Genomic DNA, 19,249 nt, shown 5'->3' on the forward strand with positions numbered 1-19,249 from the left:
TCTTTTTTAAAGGTGCTTTGTTTGAATATCTTTTAACAGGCCTTCTGAGGCTTCTTCAACCAGATCAAGCACATAATCAAACCCTGCTGGCCCGCCAAAATAGGGGTCTGGTACTTCGACTTCAGGGCTGTCCGGGTCAAAAGATAAAAACATATGCAAACGCTCTTCATAACCAGACGGGCAAATTGTTTGCAGATCGGCATAATTGTTATGGTCCATGGCTAAGACATAATCATAGTCCATAAAATCTTTTGATTTGGCCTGACGCCCACGTAAATCTGAAAGATCATACCCACGCGCTTCTGCCGCTTTCTGAGCACGGCTGTCAGGGGCTTTACCCACATGCCAATCCCCGGTTCCTGCGGAGTCGGTCACAATTTGGCTTTTTAGGCCTTTTTGGGACACAAGCTCGCGAAACACTCCTTCAGCTGTTGGAGAGCGACAGATATTACCAAGGCATACAAATAAGACTTTAACCACGTTGGACTTTTCCCTGTTGTCATTTTCTCATACTATAGAAGTCAACGAGCCAAAGGGGCAACCATGAATGTGAAGATTGATAAAGAAGGCACAATTGTCATTTTAACCGGAGCAGGCATTTCGCGTGAATCCGGTCTTGAGACATTTCGTTGTAAAGACGGCATCTGGTCCAAAGTTGACCTAGAAGATGTTGCCACCCCTGAAGCCTTTATGCGCAACCCCAAAATGGTGCAGGATTTTTATAATGCGCGACGCAGCCAATTGGTTGATGAAAAGCCCCAGCCCAATCCCGGCCATCTTGCCTTGGCAAAGCTAGAGCGCGACTGGCCCGGTCGCGTCCTCATCGTCACACAAAATATTGATAATCTGCATGAGCTGGCAGGCTCTCAAAATATCATCCATATGCATGGTGAGCTGCTGAAAATTCGCTGTAATCACTGTGGGTCCATGCACCAATGGGAACAAGAGCTTCATATAGAAACCCCCTGCCCTGAGTGTGATCAATCAGGGGGATTGCGCCCCCATGTGGTCTGGTTTGGTGAAATCCCGCTTCAGATGGAAGAAATTTATGAAGCATTAGAGGATTGCGACCTCTTTATGTCCATCGGGACCTCCGGCAATGTCTATCCCGCCGCAGGTTTTGTCCAAGCTGTCACCCAGATGGGCGGCTGCCATACGGTTGAGCTTAATCTTGATCCCTCAAACGGGGCGACACAATTTGCCCAGACCCTCTATGGTCCCGCCAGTGAAGTGGTTCCGCGTTATGTGGATGAGTTGTTAAAAAGGTAATGCAAAAACTCTTAGATAACATCCGTGCCTGCACCTTATGTAAAGACCTGCCCCTTGGGCCAAGGCCGATTATTCGGGCGCAAAAATCAGCCAAAATCCTCATCATCGGGCAAGCCCCGGGCACCAAAGTCCATGAAAGTGGCATCCCCTGGAATGATGCAAGTGGGGAGCGTTTGCGCGACTGGCTCCATCTGGATAAAGACATATTTTATGATGAGTCCCGCATCGCCATCATGCCCATGGGCCTATGTTATCCCGGGCGCGTGGAAAAAGGCGGTGATCTCCCTCCACGGCCTGAATGCGCGCCGGCTTGGCATGATAAGGTCTTAAAAGAACTTGATAATATCAAGCTGACCTTATTGGTCGGCTCTTACGCGCAGAACCATTATCTTGGCAAAAGCAAAAAGAAAACCATGACAGAGACCGTGAAAAACTGGTCAGACTATCTGGAAAAAGGCTATCTGCCCCTACCACACCCCAGTTGGCGCGTCACCAATCTGATTAAGAAAAACCCCTGGTTTGAGGCTGAGCTGGTGCCAAATTTACGCAAGATCGTGAAAGACTTGCTCTAAAAACACCTTATCCGGCTTTTTTCTTACGCTTCTTGGGTTGATGATAATTCTCTTCAGTAATGGTATCGAGCAATTTAGACTTGATCGAGTCCAGCTTGCTTTCCGTATTGACCTTCAGGCCAAAGACGTCTTTGACATAAAACACATCAACTGCGCGCTCCCCATAAGTCGAAATATGGCTGGAGTTAATTTGCAGGCCCAAATCAGACAAGGTACGCGTTACATCATATAAAAAGCCCAAACGATCACGCCCATTGACCTCAATTACCGTAAAGGCGTTAGAGACCTTATTATCAATCAACACACGCGGTGGCACGGTAAAGACATCGCGGCGCGATTTCAGGGTATTTGTCGTGACTTTTTCAAGCTCGTTTGCCGGATAAATCTCACCTTTTAAGGCCTTATCAATACGGTCTGCCAAACGTTTGATTTTTGTTTCAGAATCAAAGGCTTCCCCACTATGGTCTTGGACTGAAAATGTATCCAACGCCATCCCGTTTGATAAAGTGGCGATCTTAGCATCTACAATTGAGCCATTGGTCAAGGCCATGGCCCCGGCAATCACCGAAAACAGCCCCGGGTGATCGGCTGCATAAATGGAAATTTCTGAGACATTGTTAAAGGTGTCATGTTCCACATGGATATGGACCGCACCTTCTTCATTAAGCGCGCGTTTAGTGAGCTCTGCATGGCGCACCTGCACCTCGGTTTCAAAGCTCAGCCAATAGCCCGCATTGCCCAAGGCCACATAATCGGCAATTTCATCCTGCGACCAGCCCTTAATAGTCTCAGAGAAAGCCTCTTGCTTATATTCCACACGGGCTTGAACACCGCCTGCCGCTGCCTCACCGCCAGTAAGAACCTCCATAGCGCGTGCATAAAGTACGCGCAACAGGTTACCTTTCCAGCCATTCCACACATCTGGACCCACCGCGCGAATATCACATACGGTCAGGATCAATAAAAGACGCAGACGTTCTGGGGATTGAATAATCGCGCAGAATTTCTTAATCAGGTTCGGATCTTCAAGATCACGCTTAAAGGCCACATGGGACATGGTTAAGTGATGTTTCACAAGCCAAGCCACCGTTTCGGTTTCTTCGATATTTAGGCCCAAACGCGGACAAAGTGTCATGGCAACTTCAGCGCCAAGCTCGCTATGATCGCCCCCGCGTCCCTTGGCAATATCATGAAGCAAAACAGCCATATAAAGGGCGCGACGTGATAAGACTTCAGAAATTGCCCCACAGCTCACAGGTAGCTCTTCTTTAGTTTGGCCGGTTTCAATGTGGTTAAGCTCACCAATGGCCTTAATGGTATGCTCATCCACCGTATAGGTATGGTACATGTCATACTGCATCTGGGCGGTAACACGAGCAAAATCGGGGATAAACTGGCCCAAAAGCCCGACTTCCCCCATAAGGCGCAACACGCGCTGGGGTTTTTTCTCAGATGTCAGCATATCCATAAACATCTGATTAACTTCAGGGTCTTTGCGCCATTTGCCTTTAATCAGTTTTAAGTTATTGCGGATTTGTTTCAACGCAAAGGGATGGATATCCAGATCATGATCTTGGGCAACCTGAAACAGCTTAAACATCAAAAGCGGGTTTTCAACAACCGCATCTTCTTTATCCAGCCTTAAACGACCGGAATCCACGCCAAAACCATCGACATTACGTTTAAAGAAATTGGTCAACATGGCAAAACGCTGTTGCTGCTTTTTATGCTGTTCATCCAGCACCGCACACAAGTTTCGCGTTAAATCCCCAACGGTTTTTGCCGTCAGGTAATAGTGTTTCATGAAACGCTCAACGCCGCGTGTATTACCACGGTCATGATAGCCCAATGTTTCAGCCAGCTGGCCTTGTACATCAAAGCTCAGGTTTTCTTGTGGGCGATTGGTGAGATAATGAAGCGCACACCGCACGGAAAAAAGGAAATTGACCGATTTTTTAAAGGCTTTGGCATCATCTTCTGTAATAACGTCATGATCAACCAGTTCGCGCCAGCGCTCAACCCCATAGATATATTTACCAATCCAGTAAAGGGTTTGAAGATCGCGCAAACCGCCTTTACCTTCTTTTAGGTTGGGTTCCACCACATAGCGGGTATCGCCCATACGCTGGTGGCGCTCATCGCGCTCATCTAATTTCGCATCCACAAACTGGCGACCGGAACCTGCCACTACTTTTTCTTTAAAGCGGGTCTGGAAGTCTTCAAATAGCTCCTGATTGCCCCATAAATAGCGCCCATCAAGCAAAGCGGTCTGAATGGTTAAATCATCTTTCGCCATTTTGATACATTCATCAATATTGCGCGTGGAATGGCCCACCTTCAGCCCTAAATCCCACAATAAATAGAGCATATATTCAACGGCTTGCTCTACTTTTGGCGTTTGTTTGTAAGGCAGCAAGAACAACAGATCGATATCAGATTGCGGTGCCATTTCTGAGCGCCCATAGCCCCCAACAGCAGCCACACAAAATTGCTCAGCCTTTGTCGGTGTATGAATGGCATAGACATATTTGGTGGTAAAATCATAAAGAGTGCGCACGATCTGATCGATCAAAAAAGCATAATTATGAAACGTCACAATCCCATTGGCTTTTTTCGTCTCAAAACGGGTTTTGATCTCTGTTCGCCCCGACGCCAAAACCTCTTTAAAGAGCTTGAGCACATCTTTTTGCATTTTAGAAGAATAACCGGACCAACCCGCCATATCTTCCAATTCTGCCCAAAGGGCCTTGCGATCAATAATGTCTTTTTGTTTTACGATTTTAACCATAGGTCTCGTTTCAATAAATTACGGCGCAACATAGAAAAGACGCCCAAACCAACGCCAGCGCCCATCGCCCGCAGGCATGGTACAGTTTAATCTTGTGCGCCCAACAGGCAGGGGTTTTTCCATGCGCACTTCAACGCGGCGCTCCCACAAACGTTCCACACGTACTTTACCTTCATGGGCGGCAAAACAAGCCAGCGGATCAAGGCTGCCAACTTCTTCAGCCACGGTAAAGCCGATCATGGGTGGGTTGCGCTTGGCAATGGTCATATCTTTTGGCCCAAGCTCACTCACATGCAGGGATTTGGCTTTTGACACCATCTGAAAGCGTTTGATATCACCGTATTTTTCGTTCAGGGCAAAACGTGGCAGATAATAAAGATCATCACCTGAGCCCACCGCCCCGCTATGCTGGCCAAAGGCGGCTTTCATGCCAAAACCACGCACCACAGACATGGCTTTTAAGCTGGCTTCCCCGTAAGGATAGGCAAAAATCTCGGGACGATAGCCGATTTTTTCATCAAAACGTTTCAAGGATCGCTGCATCTCATCACCAATGCGCGATTGAGAGGCCGCGGCCATATGCATATGGCTTGCGGTGTGAGCCCCAATATAAACCAGCGGATCAGCTGCCATCTCCTTAATCTGTTTCCAGTTTAAATGACGCGCATAACCACGATCAATAGCATCAGTTGAAATGAAAATGGTAAAGGGAATGCCTGCTTCTTTAAATTTTGGATAGGCTTTCTCATAAATACTGGCATAGCCATCATCAATGGTGATGCTGAGCGTTTTATCCGCTAAAGGCTGACCAAATTTAAGTTTTTCAACCAGTTCAGGCAAAGGCAACACCTCATACCCACCCGTTTTAATCTCATTTATATGAGTTTCAAACTGTTCCATGGTGATATTGGTTGCCGGATAATCGCTTTCCCCAAAGCGGTGATACATGACCACACTTGCTGATGTTTTTGGTGTTTCTTGAGCATAAAGGGGAAAAGCCGACAAAACGGCAAGGCCAAACGCAGCAACTTTATTAAGTCGTTGCGCCCAAAATCGACTGGTATTCATTTATCTTTTTTCCGCAAGATCGATATCTAAACCCCTAATATCCCAATAACTTTGGGAAAGGGCAAGGGATTATTCGCCAATAATCACCTTATTGCGGCCTGTTTCCTTGGCTTGATACAAAAGCTGATCCGCCCGTTTCAAACCATCACCCAAATTTTCACCTTTGCGTAATTTGACACAGCCGAAACTTGCGGTGATATTTCTTCTCTCTTTAAGCGATTTATAAGGGCGCATTTCAATACGGGCGCGAATGCGTTCTAGTAATCTTTCCAAGTTCTTAAGCTCAATATCTTCAAAAATAATACCGAACTCTTCACCGCCCAGGCGTGCCAGTACATCGCTTTGTCTCGTGCTTTCTTGCAGCTGTTTTGAAACCGATTGCAGCACCTCATCCCCCACATCATGACCAAACATATCATTTACACTTTTGAAATGGTCAATATCAAGAATAGAGACCCAGACGTTTTTGCCCTCATAGGCCATACGCTCAAGGTTTTCCGTCCCTTGATCAAGGAAATAACGTCGATTATAGACCCCGGTTAAAAAGTCCTTCATCGCGCCATCAACCAATTTCTGCGTTTTTTCAATCAACTCAATATTCTGTGTGACACGACAGAAAAATTCTTCTGGCTGAAAGGGTTTGATCAAAAAGTCATTGGCCCCGGTTTTAATAAAGCGTGCAGATAGGGCCTGCTCATTGCTTTCTGAAAGACCGATAATGGCGATTTCTTCTTTGCTATGTGTATTTCTAATTCGTTTTGTGAGCTCAAACCCATCCATAGGCGACATGGCATAATCGGTTACAACTAAATGAATATCTTCATTTTCTTCAATGGTTTTAAGGGCTTCTTCGCCACTTGATGCTTCTAAAACACTAAATTCATATTGGCGCAAAAGCTCGGTAATATAAAGGCGCACCGATCTGACTTCTTCAACCACCAAAGCCTTAAGTTTTTTATTTTCTGTTAAACGATAAACCAGATTGGAAAGATAGCGAAAAGCCGATGGGCTTTCTTTGACCACATAATCCACCACACCGGGGATTTTTAGCAATTTTTCGCGCACCATCAGATCAAAACTGGCGGTAAAAATAATCGTCGGAATTTGATATTCCGTCACTTTTTCAATGATATCGCCTTTAATGGAATCTGACAGGGTCAAACCTGAAATGGCAAATTTATAAAAGCCAATGCCATTTTCCTCAATAAACATCAAAGCCTGTTCTGTGGTTTGCGCCCAGTTGATTTCTGCATCCACAGTTTTTGACAATTCTGCCATAACCATGAAAGCAACGGTTCGTGAGCTTTCGACCAGTAAAATGTTCATGAAGATTATACTTTATTGTTATTTTTATAAATTACAGTCCAAGTTCTTATCATAACCTAATTTCACCCCTCTGGAAAATGGCAAATTCCTACCCCATATATAGTAGATGACACCACTAAATGGATCAAAATGGGGGCGAAGTTATAAAACTTGGCATATCCCCTTGAGCGAACAACAGATACATCTTGGCGACGCGTTAGCGGACATGCACAATTTATCCCATGAACAAAGCGCGATTCCCTTGATTGTGCAGCTGGTTGAAAACCCACGTTTTCGCCTGCCCGGGCTTGAGCTTTTCCATGGTGCAGTGGATTTAACAGACCATGATTGTATTCATATTCTTCTTGGGCGCGGCATGATGCCCAAAGACGAGGCTTTTGTGATTGGCTTTACCATGGGCTCAACCGGAAAAGTCGGTTGTTTTGAAAAGAAACTCTATCAACTGATATCGCGCCATATCTACCCCGATGTTTATCGTTTTAAACGCGATGATCTGGAGATTTTTAAAGATGCGCTACATTTAGGCATCTTATGTCATTGCAAAGCCCTTGATCGGGTAGATTATAAAAAATATATGGACCAGCCCCTTGGCAAAGTGCGCAAAAAACTCGGGCTCGACCCTTCCTTGCTGAAAGCTTATTACGCCCAGGAAAAAAAGCGATATCCCACTTTAAGGGAATGTCGCAGGCTTTTGAATTAAAAGACTTATTTTTATTGCGCCATCACCGGGCTATCTTCAGCGGCTTCACAAATTTGACACCGGCTAAGAGAATTGCTGGGCAGCAAAGCAAAGAAACTGCCGCCTTCTTTCATTTTACCTGCACGATTTGCTGCAAGCTCACCAAAGCCCCAGAACACATCACCACGCACAACCCCCTTAATCGCCCCGCCTGTGTCTTGGGCGACCACTAATCTTGAGATCGGGCTTGGCGAAAGCGGGTCAGTAAAGGTATGGAGATAAAGCGGCAAGCCAAGGGGTAAGAAACGTTTATCCACCGCTAATGAGCGCCCCGGTGTCAACACAACACCTTGTGCGCCAATGGGACCATCATCTTTAAGCTCGCGAAAGAAGATGAAAGAACCATTTTCTTTCATCAGATCCTGACCTTTTTTAGGATGCGCCGCCATCCATTTTCGGATTGCCTGCATGGACATATTTTCTTTGGAAACTTCACCGCGCTCAATCAAAATCCGCCCAATGGAGGTATAATCATGACCGTTATGCCCGTCATATCCCACACGCATGGTGGTGCCATCGGCAAAAAGAACGCGACCTGAGCCTTGAATATGAAGGAAAAAAGCATCTACTGGGTCATCCACCCAGACAAGTTCCAAGTTTTTGCCGCGCAATTTACCCGCTTCAATCTCTGCACGGGTGGCATATGGCACCAATTGACCGTTTTCCAGCTTACCTGCCAGACGTTTGCCGCGCCAATCGCGCTTAAATTCCCCAAGTCCAACCAGAACAAGGTCTTTAGGGCGTTTATAAAGCGGAGTTTGATAAATCCCGCCTTTTGATTTTGCCCCGCGCAGGCCCGCTTCGTAATATCCGGTAAAGAGCCCACCGGCGGCCTTGTCTTTCTTTAAATCCGAAATCAAATAAGGCTGGAAGAATGATTCATAAAAAGCACGTGCTTTAACGCTATCCCCATCGGGTAGGGAATAAGCTTCCGTACAAATTGGTTTCCAGTCCCCAGCAGCCCCACCAATGCCTTTTGGCCCGATGAGTTTGCTTTCTTTCATGCGGGCAAATTTCTCGCACGATCTGCGCAATGCAGGCAGAGACTCCGCAATATTATCATCTTCCCAACCGGGAAGGGCGGCAAAGGAAACCGGTAAAAGCTTGGGATTAAACCCGACGGAAGGGTCTTTAGGTGCAATCATCCCTTGATGGGAGTCCACCTGCGGCTGGGCGCACGCCGTCATTAGGCCCAAAACCCCAATAGCGCTAAGGCGCTTTACCCATGATTGCCCCCTGATCTTCATCACCTATTCCGTCTGTGTTGCTTTCAAGAACCAGTTCGGCGTGTTTGAGGCGACCGAGCGCTCAAACGTCCAAATATCGGTGATGGTATCAATATAGTTACTATCGCCATCAACCACTTCACCCTCGCTGTCTGTGGTGACATTAACCTGCTCACTCACAATACGAACGGTCACTTCAGCCATATTATTTTCAAGGTCCGCATCGGTGATTTCAATAGAATTCACCCCAACCAATGTGGTCTCAAGCGTTTCACCTGCCGCAACGCGGGCTTCAAGGGCAGCCTCAAAATTTTGATAAACTTCACTTGTGAGAAGATTTTTCAATGTTTCACGATCATTTTCAGCAAAGGCTGTGATGATCATTTCAAAGGCCATGCGGGAACCATCCACAAAACTATGCTGATCAAAGTTCGGGTCAGCCGCAATAATGTCAGCTAAGGCGCGTTGAACCGGACCAACTGGTTCGATCTCGTTAACCTCTTCCTGAACAGGCTGGTTTTCAGCGGGTTCCTGTTGAGCATTGGGCAAATGGATCACATTGTCATTTGCAGTTTCATCTCGCTGATCATCCTGCGGATTTGGGTTAAACATATCGCGATGATTGCGGTTTTCTTCATTACCATCCTTGCCGCCCAAGACATTGCGCAGACGAAGAAAAATAAAGACGGCAATCAATGCCAGCAAAATGAGATCAAAATTGGCCATATTAAATCTTTAAACCTGTTATCTTTTCACATATAGATTTATGCCCTAGTGTAACTTGCGCATAAGCCGTTGTAAAACTAGATAATCTTAAATCATCAAAAGAGCAAGGATTCACCCGTTGGGCTTTATCATTCTTCTACTGTTTATCGCCGTTCCGGTGACAGAAATCGCTGTTTTTATCCAAGTTGGCGATATTATCGGACTTTGGTCCACAATTGCCATCGTGATTTTAACCGCCATTATCGGCACCGCATTGTTGCGCCAGCAAGGGATCAGCACCTTGATGCGTGCCCAAGCGACCCTAAATGAAGGTAAAATGCCCACAACCGAGCTGTTTGACGGGGCCTGCCTGCTCGTAGCAGGTGCTTTATTGCTCACACCGGGTTTTGTGACCGATACGGTTGGCTTTTTGCTTTTCACCCCGCCGTTTCGCGCGATTTTGCGCCATAAGGCCAAAGATATTGTGAAAAATTCTGCCCATGTTCATATGATGGGGCCTGATGGACAACCTTTTCGCCCCCATCCACCGCACTCTTCATCACCTCATGAACAATCTCACGATTCAACCGTCATTGATGGCGATTTTGAAGAAATTCAGCCAAATCCTGATAGTCCTTGGTCTGAAAAGAAGGATTAAGTTGAGATCAGAATTCTTTCGTGCTACCAGTTTTTCAAAATAATTTTCTATTTCAGGAGTAAGGCGCATGGCCGACCAAAACGAACAAGCAGCAGAAAACCAAGAACAAGAACTTCAGCCTTTGACCATCCACGGTCAATATATCAAAGACTTGTCTTTTGAAGTGCCAAACTCTCCGGGCATCTATGGTCGCATGATGCAAGAACAGCCTGATGTGAACGTGAATGTTGATGTTGATGCACAAAAACTCACAGATACACAATTTGAAGTGATCGTAAAAATCCGCGCAGATTGCAAAACCAAAGAAGACGTGGCTTTCATTTGTGAGCTGGCTTACGGCGGCATTTTCGAAATCAACGTACCACAAGAACATCTTGAGCCTATGTTGTTGATCGAATGCCCACGCATGCTCTTCCCGTTTGCACGCCACATCATCGCCAACACAACACGCGACGGTTCCTTCCCTCCAATGATGTTGAACCCTGTTGATTTTGCTGGCATGTACCGCCAACGCATTGAAGCCTTGGCTGCAGAACAAGAAGCTGCTGGTGAGACAAAACAGTAAGTCTTAAAAGAAGTTACTGAAAAAGGCCTTTGTTTAAAAAAACAAGGGCCTTTTTTTAAGGCTTTATGCCCTAATTCACCAAGGCCAATGCGCGTTTTTTCTTCTCATTAGCCCAAGCTTTGGGCGGGGTGGGCGCGATATGGGCATCAGTAAGCTTTGTGCCCACATTATTCTCACTCAACATGACTTCACCGGCGTAGTTTTTCACCAAAACACCACCGCCTTTCCAATGCGCCACACTGAGTGCGCCATCAAGCTCGCCAACAAAAAATTTCGTACCACGAATACCGATGGTGCCAACAGAGGTATCAATGCTCATCCCCTTTGGGTTGGCTTTGGCAATTTGGCCAGACACCCCGTCCATGGCACCATTAAGCAGTTCTAACACCGCATTATTATTGCCTTTGCCAAAGGTGTAATCAATCACCACAAAAGAGGTACGCTCACCCAATTTAAAGCTGCCTTCATCAATCATGGTGATTTCCAAGCGCGAGCTTGCCCCTGTTGATAAAATATCCCCAATGAGAATTTCATCACCAATTTGAAGTGGACGTACTTGAGCATCTTGAACAGCAAGGGCTAAGCCTTTGATCTGTTTCACCTTTCCCGCCACATTCGGACTTAAAGCTGCATGGGCTGTAAAGGCCAGAACAATCAAACATCCAAATAAGGCAAAGAAGGTGCGTTTCATATTAGGGCGTAAACTCATAAAATACACTTGCTTTGGTTTATCAAAAATATAGGCAAGACAAGGAAATGACTTGCAGGAAGTACCAGTACTTTCAAAAGGCTTTGACGCTGTATTTGCCTATATTTTTGATAAATCCCTAAAGGGACGGGATTACTTTGAGGATGGACTACGTTATAAAACCCTTAAAGTGCATGCACTTCTGCGGATTTCATGCCTAATCCATCCTCAAATTAATCTCCGCCAAACAAGTGTATTTTATGAGTTTACGCCCTAATTATCCTCAGTGGCAAGCCATAATGGGTCTTTTATTTTTTCTAAAAATGCGGCGTGGGCTGCGAGTTCTTCTTCACTGGCCACATGGGGGCGTGGTTCTCTAAAGGCGCGTTCTTTACTGGCAATTTCATCAGAAGCCTTAGCTTCTTTTTCCAAGACAAGACCGGGTTGGCGCCCACCGATGAGTTCCAGATAAACTTCGGCTAAGAGCTCACTATCTAAAAGCGCGCCGTGTTTTTCACGATTGGAGTTATCAACCTGATAGCGCCGACATAACGCATCCAAATTAGCAGGCGAGCCGGGGAATTTCTTGCGCGCCATGACCAATGTATCAATGATATGATTATCCATATGGGGAAATTGATGTTGTTTTAATTCCCAGTTTAAGAACGGCTCATCAAAACCCGCATTATGGATGATCAGGGTCGAATCCCCGATAAAATCGAGAAATTCCTGTGCGACTTCTTTAAATAAAGGAAAATCGCGCAAAAATTCTTCAGAAAGCCCATGAACACGAAACGCGCCTTCCGGCATATCGCGCTCGGGATTGATATATTGGTGATAGGTATTGCCCGTGGGCATATGATTGACCAATTCGACACAACCGATTTCAACAAGACGATGGCCCTGTTTATATTCAAACCCTGTGGTTTCCGTATCGAGAACGATTTCACGCATGGTTAGCCCTGAATTTCCTGAAGTATCTGTTTAACCTGATTTCGTGCATATCGAAAGCCTGCACCACTAAATATTATATAATCAGCTTTGCGCCTTTTTAACACATCGGGCATTTGTTTTTTCAAAATCGCATTAAATTTCTCCGGGCTCATGCCCGCTCGCGCAAGAACCCGGCGACGTTGAATGGCCTTGGTCGCGCTTACCACAGCCACCCCATCCATGCGTTTTTCCCCGTTGGTTTCAAAAAGAAGCGGGATATCCAGCACAACAACACGCTTTCTTTGAAGTTGGCAGACGCGCAAAAATTTACGTTCTTCTTCGCGCACCATGGGATGAAGAATGGCTTCAAGTTTTTTAAGCTCCCCATCATTGCCCAGCACGCACGCGCCAAGTTTCTGGCGATCAATAGCGCCTTGCTCAGTTAAACAGTCTGGGAAGACCTCATTGATCCTAAGCGTTGCACGCCCTGACGGCCCCATAAGCTTATGCACGGTGGCATCGGCATCATGAACCGGAACACCATATTTTCGAAACATCTCAGCCGTTGCCGATTTGCCCATACCGATGGAGCCTGTAAGACCGAGGATATACATTAAAAATAACCGTTCCCGACTTAGTTATTCATCTTCAGCCAAGACAAACTCGCGCAATTTGGCATCAACCTCGGGGTCCGTACCAAACCATTCCTTAAAACCCGGTCGGGCCTGATGCAGCAACATGCCCAGACCATCCACTACTGAACAACCATGAACATGGGCTTTTTCAAGCAAATTCGTCATTAAAGGAGCATAGACAATATCACTGACCAGCGCGGTTTTTGGCATATCGAAAATATCAATTTCCAAAAGATGCTGACCTGTCATGCCAAGGGTTGTGGTGTTGGTTAAAAGATTACAGCCCGCCAAGGATTCTTCGCGCTCATTCCAATCCACAACATGAATGGTGTGATCAAGCTCATCTGCCAGATTAATCGCACGTTCTTTGGTGCGATTGGTTAAGCGAATTTCAGGACAGCCCGCTTCTGCCAAAGCAACCAAAACCGCACGCGCTGCCCCGCCAGCACCGAGCACAACGGCAGGTCCGGCCTTTAGGTCCCAATCCGGCGCGCCAGCTTTAAGATTTTCCATAAAGCCAAACCCATCGGTATTATCGGCATAAATAGAACCATCTTCTTTAAACACCAATGTATTGGCTGCGCCAATTTTATGGGCGCGCGCACTGGCATCATCGGCAATTTTTAAGGCTTTTTCCTTATGGGGAACCGTTACGTTACAGCCACGCATGCCTGCAGCCTGCATGCCATGCACAGCCTTGGCAAAATTATCCGGTGTGACTTCCATGGGAATATAAGTGCCATCAATGCCGTATTTTTCCAGCCAAAATCCATGTAGGCGAGGGGATTTTGAATGTGTCACCGGCCATCCCATGACGCCAGCAACTGCAGCTTTACCTGTTAAAATCATCTCTCTTCCCCCTTTTTGTTTTCTTTAGAAATCTATTATATCTCAATCATATCCTGCTTGCGCAAAAAATCCAAGACAGCCAGTAAGGGTAATCCTAATATGGTGAAGTAATCCCCTTCAATGCGATCAAACAATTGTACGCCGATTTCTTCTAATCGATAGCCGCCCACCGTTGTTGTGACATCGTCACCAACCTGTTTTAGATAGTCTTCTAAAAAACCATCACTGAAATTGCGCATTTCCAATTCAGCCATTTGGTGATGGGACCATAAGGTCTCGCCATTTTTTACAAGACCAACCGCACTGATTAAACGATGGGTTTTTCCGCGCAAAAATTGCAACTGTTCTTTTGCCTTTTCAAGACTATCAGGCTTATCAAAGCGCACTCCTTCACATTCCATCATCTGGTCTGCGCCAATAACAAGGCCATCGGGATATTGTTTTGAAATAAAGGCTGCTTTGGCTTTTGAAAGTTTTAAGGCGGTTTCCACCACACTTAATTTTTCTGCCTTGATGATTTCTTCATCTAGATGAGCGGGAATAACCTCAATCTCAAGCCCGCTTCCGCGCAACAAATCTGCGCGTGATTTTGACGCTGAAGCTAAAATAAGTCTGCTCATGTTCATTACGTCATTCTGGCGCAAGCCAAAATCCATATTGTGACATGTTATTCCCCATCCCAATTACTGTCTTCATAGGCCTGATCGCGTTTCATTTTTAAATTAAGGATGGCGGTGGCGGTTTCTTCAATGGATTTGCGCGATACATCAACCATGGGCCAGCTGTTGCGATTACAGAGTTTGCGCGCAAACTGGACTTCTTCAATCACCGTTTCCAAATCCACATAATCCGTCATGGCGGTTTCATTAAGCATAGACAGGCGGTTTTTGCGCACCTGAACCAAGCGACGGGGATCTTTTGTCAGCCCGATGATCAAACATCCGGCAAATTTTGGGTCCGTTAGATTGGTCGGTAAAGGACATTGCGGCACGATGGGAATATTGGCGACTTTTAAGCCTTTATTGGCCAGATACACACTGGTTGGGGTTTTTGAAGTGCGCGATACCCCCAAAAGCACGATATCAGCTTTATGAATTTCATGGGTAGACTGACCATCATCATGAGCCAGCGCAAAATGCATGGCCTCAATACGGTTAAAATAATTCTGGTCCATCTCATGCTGGCGCCCCGGTTTAAAAGAGGCCTCCGCACAGAAATGATCTTTAAAAGCTGACATGATGGGATCAAGAACCGCAATACAAGGCACCCCCAAACTTTCACAGCCTTTTTCAAGCTGGGTGCGCAAACCCTTATCCACCATCGTGAAAATTACCACACCGGGATGGCGTTTTACCGCATTGAGGATTTTTGACACCTGACCGCTGGTGCGCACCAAGGTCCAGACGTTTTCGGTGACAGAAATCCCCTCAAACTGGGCGATACAGGCCTTTGCCAGTGTTTCAATGGTTTCACCCGTGGAGTCGGAGACAAGATGGATGTGATAGTTGTTCATAAGTTACCTAAATATGTGGATAACTAGGCCCTTCATGCACAAGGCCATATTTAATCCCAGTTCCTACAAAATCTATATGCCCGGATATCAAGCTATGGATTATTGTTTTTTACAGAAGCTCATTATGGGGACAAAATGATTTTTATCAAATCTTATCCCCACTATCCCCATTATTCATCACTGACAAAGCGACTCCGCTATTTTTAGAGAGCGACTCCAGCGAAAAAAAAGCCTAATCCACATGGGCGACTCCAACATAGCCATATTTTGGACAGAAAGCTCCTCCATATGGGGACAGGCTGTGGATGAAATTTGATCCCCGTTATCCACAGGACCAACATCAAAAACAAACTAAAGAAAATAACCTTTACACTTGTTATTGAACTGTGAATAACTCTTCAAACTTCGGGCAGATCAAAGGGAAGACTTAAGAACATGGCATCATCAGAAAAACTTTTCTTACGTGCATTAAAGGGCGAAACAACAGAACGTCCGCCTATCTGGCTTATGCGTCAAGCAGGTCGCTATCTTCCTGAATATATGGAAACCCGTGCAAAATCGAAAAACTTCCTCAATTTTTGCTATTCTCCTGATCTGGCAACTGAAGTTACCTTACAACCGCTTCGTCGTTATGGTTTTGATGCCGCCATCTTATTTGCCGATATTCTCACAATTCCCGATGCATTGGGTCAAAAAGTCGAATTTATTAAAGGTGAAGGGCCAAAGTTGGAGCCTATTCGTGATATGGACGGGCTTTCCAAACTGAGCTTAGAGGGGATTCATGACCATCTTGCCCCCGTCTATGAAACTGTCAGCAGGTTAAGTAAGGAAATCCCAGAGACAACGGCGCTTATTGGTTTTGCAGGGGCTCCTTGGACAAATGCGACCTATATGGTTGAGGGACAGGGTTCAAAAACTTATGAAACCATTCGCTCAATTGCTTATACGGACCCTGATTTCTTTCAAGAGCTGATCAATCTTCTTGTGGAATCAACTTCAGAATATCTTTTAAAACAAATAGAGGCAGGCGCTGAGGCCGTTCAACTGTTTGATAGTTGGGCAGGGGTTTTACCAGAAGATCAATTTGATCGCTGGGTGATTGAGCCAAATAAAGAAATTACCTCGCGCATTAAAGATGCCTATCCTGATATGCCTGTTATTGGTTTTCCACGTGGTGCCGGCCCACTTTATAAGAAATTTGTTATTGAAACAGGGGTCGATGCCGTCAGTATTGACCAAACTGTTCCCCTAGATTGGGCGGTAGAAGAGCTCCAGCCGCTTTGTACTGTTCAAGGTAACCTTGATAACCTTTGTGTGGTTGCAGGCGGCGAGCAGATGGAAGAGCAAGTTCAAAAGATTTTAGATAAAATGACCAATGGTCCGTTTATTTTCAATCTAGGCCACGGCATCGTGCCACAAACTCCACCAGAAAATGTTGGTCGCGTGGTCGAAATGGTCCAAAACTTCGATAAAACAGCTATTTAAGCTAAGTTAGGAAGGGTTTTAAAAACATGAAACTTGCCATCGTGTTGTTCAATCTTGGCGGGCCAGACTCCGTTGAGGCGATCGAGCCCTTCCTGTTTAATCTGTTTAACGATAAGGCCATTATTGGTGCGCCTCAGCCCATTCGATGGATGTTGGCGCGCTATATTTCATCAAAACGAGCGCCAGTGGCAGCAGAAATTTATGATCATTTAGGTGGTAAATCGCCACTTTTAAAGCTGACAAAAGACCAAGGGGAGGCCCTAAAAACTTCTGTTGCAAAAGAAATGGGGGAGGCCGTTGAGGTCGAAACCTTTATTTCCATGCGCTATTGGTATCCCATGAGTGAGGATTGCGCGGCAAAAGTTAAAGAGTATGAGCCTGATCACATTGTTTTATTACCGCTTTATCCGCAATTTTCGACCACAACGTCTGAATCTTCTATTAATGAATGGCATCATGCGGCTAAAAAGGCAGGAATTTCTGCTAAGACAACAACAGTTTGCTGTTATCCCACCAATGAAGGTTTTATCAGTGCCGTAACTGATAATTTACGCAGTCAAATTGAAGAAGCCACTTATATGGGCAAGCCGAGAATTTTATTTTCTGCCCATGGTTTGCCCAAAAAAATCATTGAAAAAGGTGATCCTTATCAATGGCAAGTCGAACAATCAGCCCTTGCGGTGGTTGAAAAGCTCAATATGCCTAATTTGGATTGGTGGGTGACTTATCAAAGCCGGGTGGGCCCTTTAGAATGGATTGGGCCAAATACGGAAGATGAGATTATTCGCGCAGGCCAGGAAAAGCGTCCGCTTATTATTGTGCCCATCGCTTTTGTATCAGAACATAGTGAAACTTTGGTTGAGCTGGATATTGAATATAAAGAACTGGCCTTAAGCCAAGGCGTGCCGCTTTATTTGCGCAGTCCGGCAGTGGCAACCCATCCGTTTTTTATTGATGGTTTGCGCGATCTGGTGATCAATCATATTTCAATTGAAAAAGAAGTTTTGCCAGAAGGCCATGAGAAAATTTGCCCCCATAAACACACCCGTTGTATTTGCAAAGGCTAAAGGATCAACACATGTTTGAAGATGCTTATCTTTGGTTCAAAGCCTTACATGTTATCTCGGTTATGGCGTGGATGGCGGGGCTTTTTTATCTACCGCGCCTTTATGTCTATCACACAAATGCAGAAGTGGGATCAGAGCTATCTGAAACCTTAAAAGTGATGGAACGGCGTTTGCTGCGTGCCATTATGTATCCAGCTATGGTGTCTTCAGCGATTTTTGGTACGATCATTTTATTTGAGATTGATGCCTGGGATCAAGGCTGGCTGCATGTAAAACTGACTTGCGTGTTTGCTATGATTGTTTTTCATTTTTATCTGGCAAAATATCGCTTGGATTTTCTGGAAGATAAAAATACCAAATCTGAAAAATTCTATCGCATGATCAATGAAGTGCCGACTTTATTAATGATCGTATTGGTGATTATGGTCATCGTAAAACCATTTTAAATATCAAAAAAGGGTTCCTCTAATATGAAGGAACCCTTTGATATTGCCTTATTTTTTACCGCGATCCATTTCTTTTTTAGTATCAAAAACAGCATCACAATCCGTAATGGTTTGATCTTTTAAATCCTTTGGGATTTTTCGGTTATTATAAAGACCTGTGTAAACATAAATACTGGTGAAATAATCTAGTTTTGTTTTCAGTGCTTTTTTAATCACTTTGCGCACTTCAGTATCCATACCTTCCGTATTTGCCCGACCGCGACGGTCTAATTCTGGTGGATTTTTAAAGAGATACTGATTGATATTATCGCGGATTTTTCTGATTTTTGTACAGGCGCGGTGTGTCAGCAGGAATTTGCGACTTTCTCCAAAAACAGTGATTTTGGCGTTAAATCTTTTCTTTGGCACATAAGTTTCAAAGCTACCAATATAAAGGATGTCGCCAGCACTGACCTTTTTACCATCCATGCGCCCAGATTTTCCCTTACCCCCTTTGCCGCCTTCACCTTCTTCGCCGTCTTCATCATCGCTATCCCCGCCACTGGCATTAAGGCCAGAGCCTGCTGCTTTTAGTCGGTTAAAGCCCGCATTGGCAGAAAGATCAGGTGTAATAAAGAGGGTGGTACAAAAAACAATTGCGATAAGTATGGCAATATTCTTCATCATGGCAGGGCACTTTTATCAGTTAATCCAAGGTCATTGTCTTATTATAGTAAA

General features: G+C 45.3%; 21 protein-coding genes. 8 read left to right on the forward strand and 13 right to left on the reverse strand.

Features of this window, described 5'->3' with window-relative positions:
• Positions 1 to 6: 6 nt before the first annotated feature.
• Complete coding sequence (locus MTBPR1_RS07710; protein WP_069186997.1) at positions 7 to 480, reverse strand: low molecular weight protein-tyrosine-phosphatase; 474 nt, start codon at positions 478 to 480, stop codon at positions 7 to 9.
• Positions 481 to 543: 63 nt separating this feature from the next.
• Here MTBPR1_RS07710 and cobB point away from each other — a divergent pair, with 63 nt between their 5' ends.
• Both cobB and MTBPR1_RS07720 read left to right on the forward strand, forming a co-directional pair.
• Entirely contained in the window at positions 544 to 1,269 is a 726-nt protein-coding gene (cobB, locus tag MTBPR1_RS07715; RefSeq protein WP_069186998.1) for a Sir2 family NAD+-dependent deacetylase, read from the forward strand.
• Complete coding sequence (locus MTBPR1_RS07720; RefSeq protein ID WP_069186999.1) at positions 1,269 to 1,841, forward strand: uracil-DNA glycosylase family protein; 573 nt, start codon at positions 1,269 to 1,271, stop codon at positions 1,839 to 1,841. Before cobB ends, MTBPR1_RS07720 begins: the two co-directional genes overlap by 1 nt.
• Positions 1,842 to 1,848: 7 nt before the next feature.
• On the opposite strand, the gene MTBPR1_RS07725 is transcribed toward MTBPR1_RS07720, so the two are convergent.
• From MTBPR1_RS07725 to MTBPR1_RS07735, 3 genes are all read right to left on the reverse strand, one after another.
• The gene (locus tag MTBPR1_RS07725; protein ID WP_069187000.1) at positions 1,849 to 4,629 is read right to left on the reverse strand and encodes a [protein-PII] uridylyltransferase; all 2,781 of its coding nucleotides are present in this window, start codon (positions 4,627 to 4,629) and stop codon (positions 1,849 to 1,851) included.
• An 18-nt stretch (positions 4,630 to 4,647) separates the two neighbouring features.
• On the reverse strand, positions 4,648 to 5,697 hold the full coding sequence (locus MTBPR1_RS07730) for a polysaccharide deacetylase family protein (protein WP_069187001.1): 1,050 nt from the start codon (positions 5,695 to 5,697) through the stop codon (positions 4,648 to 4,650).
• A gap of 69 nt (positions 5,698 to 5,766) precedes the next feature.
• On the reverse strand, positions 5,767 to 7,023 hold the full coding sequence (locus MTBPR1_RS07735; RefSeq protein ID WP_069187002.1) for a diguanylate cyclase: 1,257 nt from the start codon (positions 7,021 to 7,023) through the stop codon (positions 5,767 to 5,769).
• Between the two features lie 163 nt (positions 7,024 to 7,186).
• On the opposite strand from MTBPR1_RS07735, the gene MTBPR1_RS07740 reads away from it, so the two are divergent.
• Positions 7,187 to 7,723, forward strand: coding sequence for a hypothetical protein (locus MTBPR1_RS07740; RefSeq protein WP_205631226.1), 537 nt, complete (start codon positions 7,187 to 7,189; stop codon positions 7,721 to 7,723).
• An 11-nt stretch (positions 7,724 to 7,734) separates the two neighbouring features.
• Here the strand turns inward: MTBPR1_RS07740 and mltA are convergent, their stop codons facing one another.
• Positions 7,735 to 9,009, reverse strand: a complete 1,275-nt coding sequence (mltA, locus tag MTBPR1_RS07745; protein WP_069187004.1) for a murein transglycosylase A — start codon at positions 9,007 to 9,009, stop codon at positions 7,735 to 7,737.
• Between the two features lie 3 nt (positions 9,010 to 9,012).
• Complete coding sequence (locus tag MTBPR1_RS07750) at positions 9,013 to 9,714, reverse strand: Tim44/TimA family putative adaptor protein (RefSeq protein WP_069187005.1); 702 nt, start codon at positions 9,712 to 9,714, stop codon at positions 9,013 to 9,015.
• Positions 9,715 to 9,832: 118 nt separating this feature from the next.
• Between MTBPR1_RS07750 and MTBPR1_RS07755 the strand changes: the two genes are divergently transcribed.
• Positions 9,833 to 10,351 (forward strand): FxsA family protein, encoded by a 519-nt coding sequence (locus MTBPR1_RS07755; protein ID WP_069187006.1) that lies wholly within the window; start codon positions 9,833 to 9,835, stop codon positions 10,349 to 10,351.
• Positions 10,352 to 10,418: 67 nt separating this feature from the next.
• On the forward strand, positions 10,419 to 10,916 hold the full coding sequence (secB, locus tag MTBPR1_RS07760) for a protein-export chaperone SecB (protein WP_069187007.1): 498 nt from the start codon (positions 10,419 to 10,421) through the stop codon (positions 10,914 to 10,916).
• Between the two features lie 70 nt (positions 10,917 to 10,986).
• On the opposite strand, the gene MTBPR1_RS07765 is transcribed toward secB, so the two are convergent.
• From MTBPR1_RS07765 to MTBPR1_RS07790, 6 genes are all read right to left on the reverse strand, one after another.
• A complete protein-coding gene (locus MTBPR1_RS07765) occupies positions 10,987 to 11,625 on the reverse strand; it encodes a FecR family protein (protein WP_083222970.1) in 639 nt (212 codons plus the stop codon).
• A 252-nt stretch (positions 11,626 to 11,877) separates the two neighbouring features.
• On the reverse strand, positions 11,878 to 12,558 hold the full coding sequence (gene dnaQ / locus MTBPR1_RS07770) for a DNA polymerase III subunit epsilon (protein ID WP_069187009.1): 681 nt from the start codon (positions 12,556 to 12,558) through the stop codon (positions 11,878 to 11,880).
• Positions 12,559 to 12,560: 2 nt separating this feature from the next.
• On the reverse strand, positions 12,561 to 13,151 hold the full coding sequence (coaE, locus tag MTBPR1_RS07775) for a dephospho-CoA kinase (RefSeq protein ID WP_069187010.1): 591 nt from the start codon (positions 13,149 to 13,151) through the stop codon (positions 12,561 to 12,563).
• A gap of 24 nt (positions 13,152 to 13,175) precedes the next feature.
• A complete protein-coding gene (locus MTBPR1_RS07780; RefSeq protein ID WP_069187011.1) occupies positions 13,176 to 14,021 on the reverse strand; it encodes a shikimate dehydrogenase in 846 nt (281 codons plus the stop codon).
• 35 nt (positions 14,022 to 14,056) lie between these two features.
• Positions 14,057 to 14,641, reverse strand: coding sequence for a Maf family protein (locus MTBPR1_RS07785; RefSeq protein WP_069188610.1), 585 nt, complete (start codon positions 14,639 to 14,641; stop codon positions 14,057 to 14,059).
• Between the two features lie 47 nt (positions 14,642 to 14,688).
• A complete protein-coding gene (locus tag MTBPR1_RS07790; protein ID WP_069187012.1) occupies positions 14,689 to 15,534 on the reverse strand; it encodes a pyruvate, water dikinase regulatory protein in 846 nt (281 codons plus the stop codon).
• A 435-nt stretch (positions 15,535 to 15,969) separates the two neighbouring features.
• On the opposite strand from MTBPR1_RS07790, the gene hemE reads away from it, so the two are divergent.
• The 3 genes from hemE to hemJ are packed head-to-tail and all read left to right on the forward strand — an operon-like array spanning position 15,970 to position 18,532.
• The gene (gene hemE / locus MTBPR1_RS07795) at positions 15,970 to 17,019 is read left to right on the forward strand and encodes a uroporphyrinogen decarboxylase (RefSeq protein WP_069187013.1); all 1,050 of its coding nucleotides are present in this window, start codon (positions 15,970 to 15,972) and stop codon (positions 17,017 to 17,019) included.
• Positions 17,020 to 17,045: 26 nt separating this feature from the next.
• Positions 17,046 to 18,086: a ferrochelatase gene (hemH, locus tag MTBPR1_RS07800; protein ID WP_069187014.1), complete on the forward strand. Its 1,041-nt coding sequence runs from the start codon at positions 17,046 to 17,048 to the stop codon at positions 18,084 to 18,086.
• Between the two features lie 11 nt (positions 18,087 to 18,097).
• The gene (hemJ, locus tag MTBPR1_RS07805) at positions 18,098 to 18,532 is read left to right on the forward strand and encodes a protoporphyrinogen oxidase HemJ (protein WP_069187015.1); all 435 of its coding nucleotides are present in this window, start codon (positions 18,098 to 18,100) and stop codon (positions 18,530 to 18,532) included.
• A 48-nt stretch (positions 18,533 to 18,580) separates the two neighbouring features.
• Here the strand turns inward: hemJ and MTBPR1_RS07810 are convergent, their stop codons facing one another.
• Positions 18,581 to 19,198, reverse strand: coding sequence for a hypothetical protein (locus tag MTBPR1_RS07810; RefSeq protein WP_069187016.1), 618 nt, complete (start codon positions 19,196 to 19,198; stop codon positions 18,581 to 18,583).
• Positions 19,199 to 19,249: the final 51 nt, after the last annotated feature.

The sequence above is a fragment of the Candidatus Terasakiella magnetica genome (assembly GCF_900093605.1).
Lineage (GTDB): Bacteria > Pseudomonadota > Alphaproteobacteria > Rhodospirillales > Terasakiellaceae > Terasakiella > Terasakiella magnetica.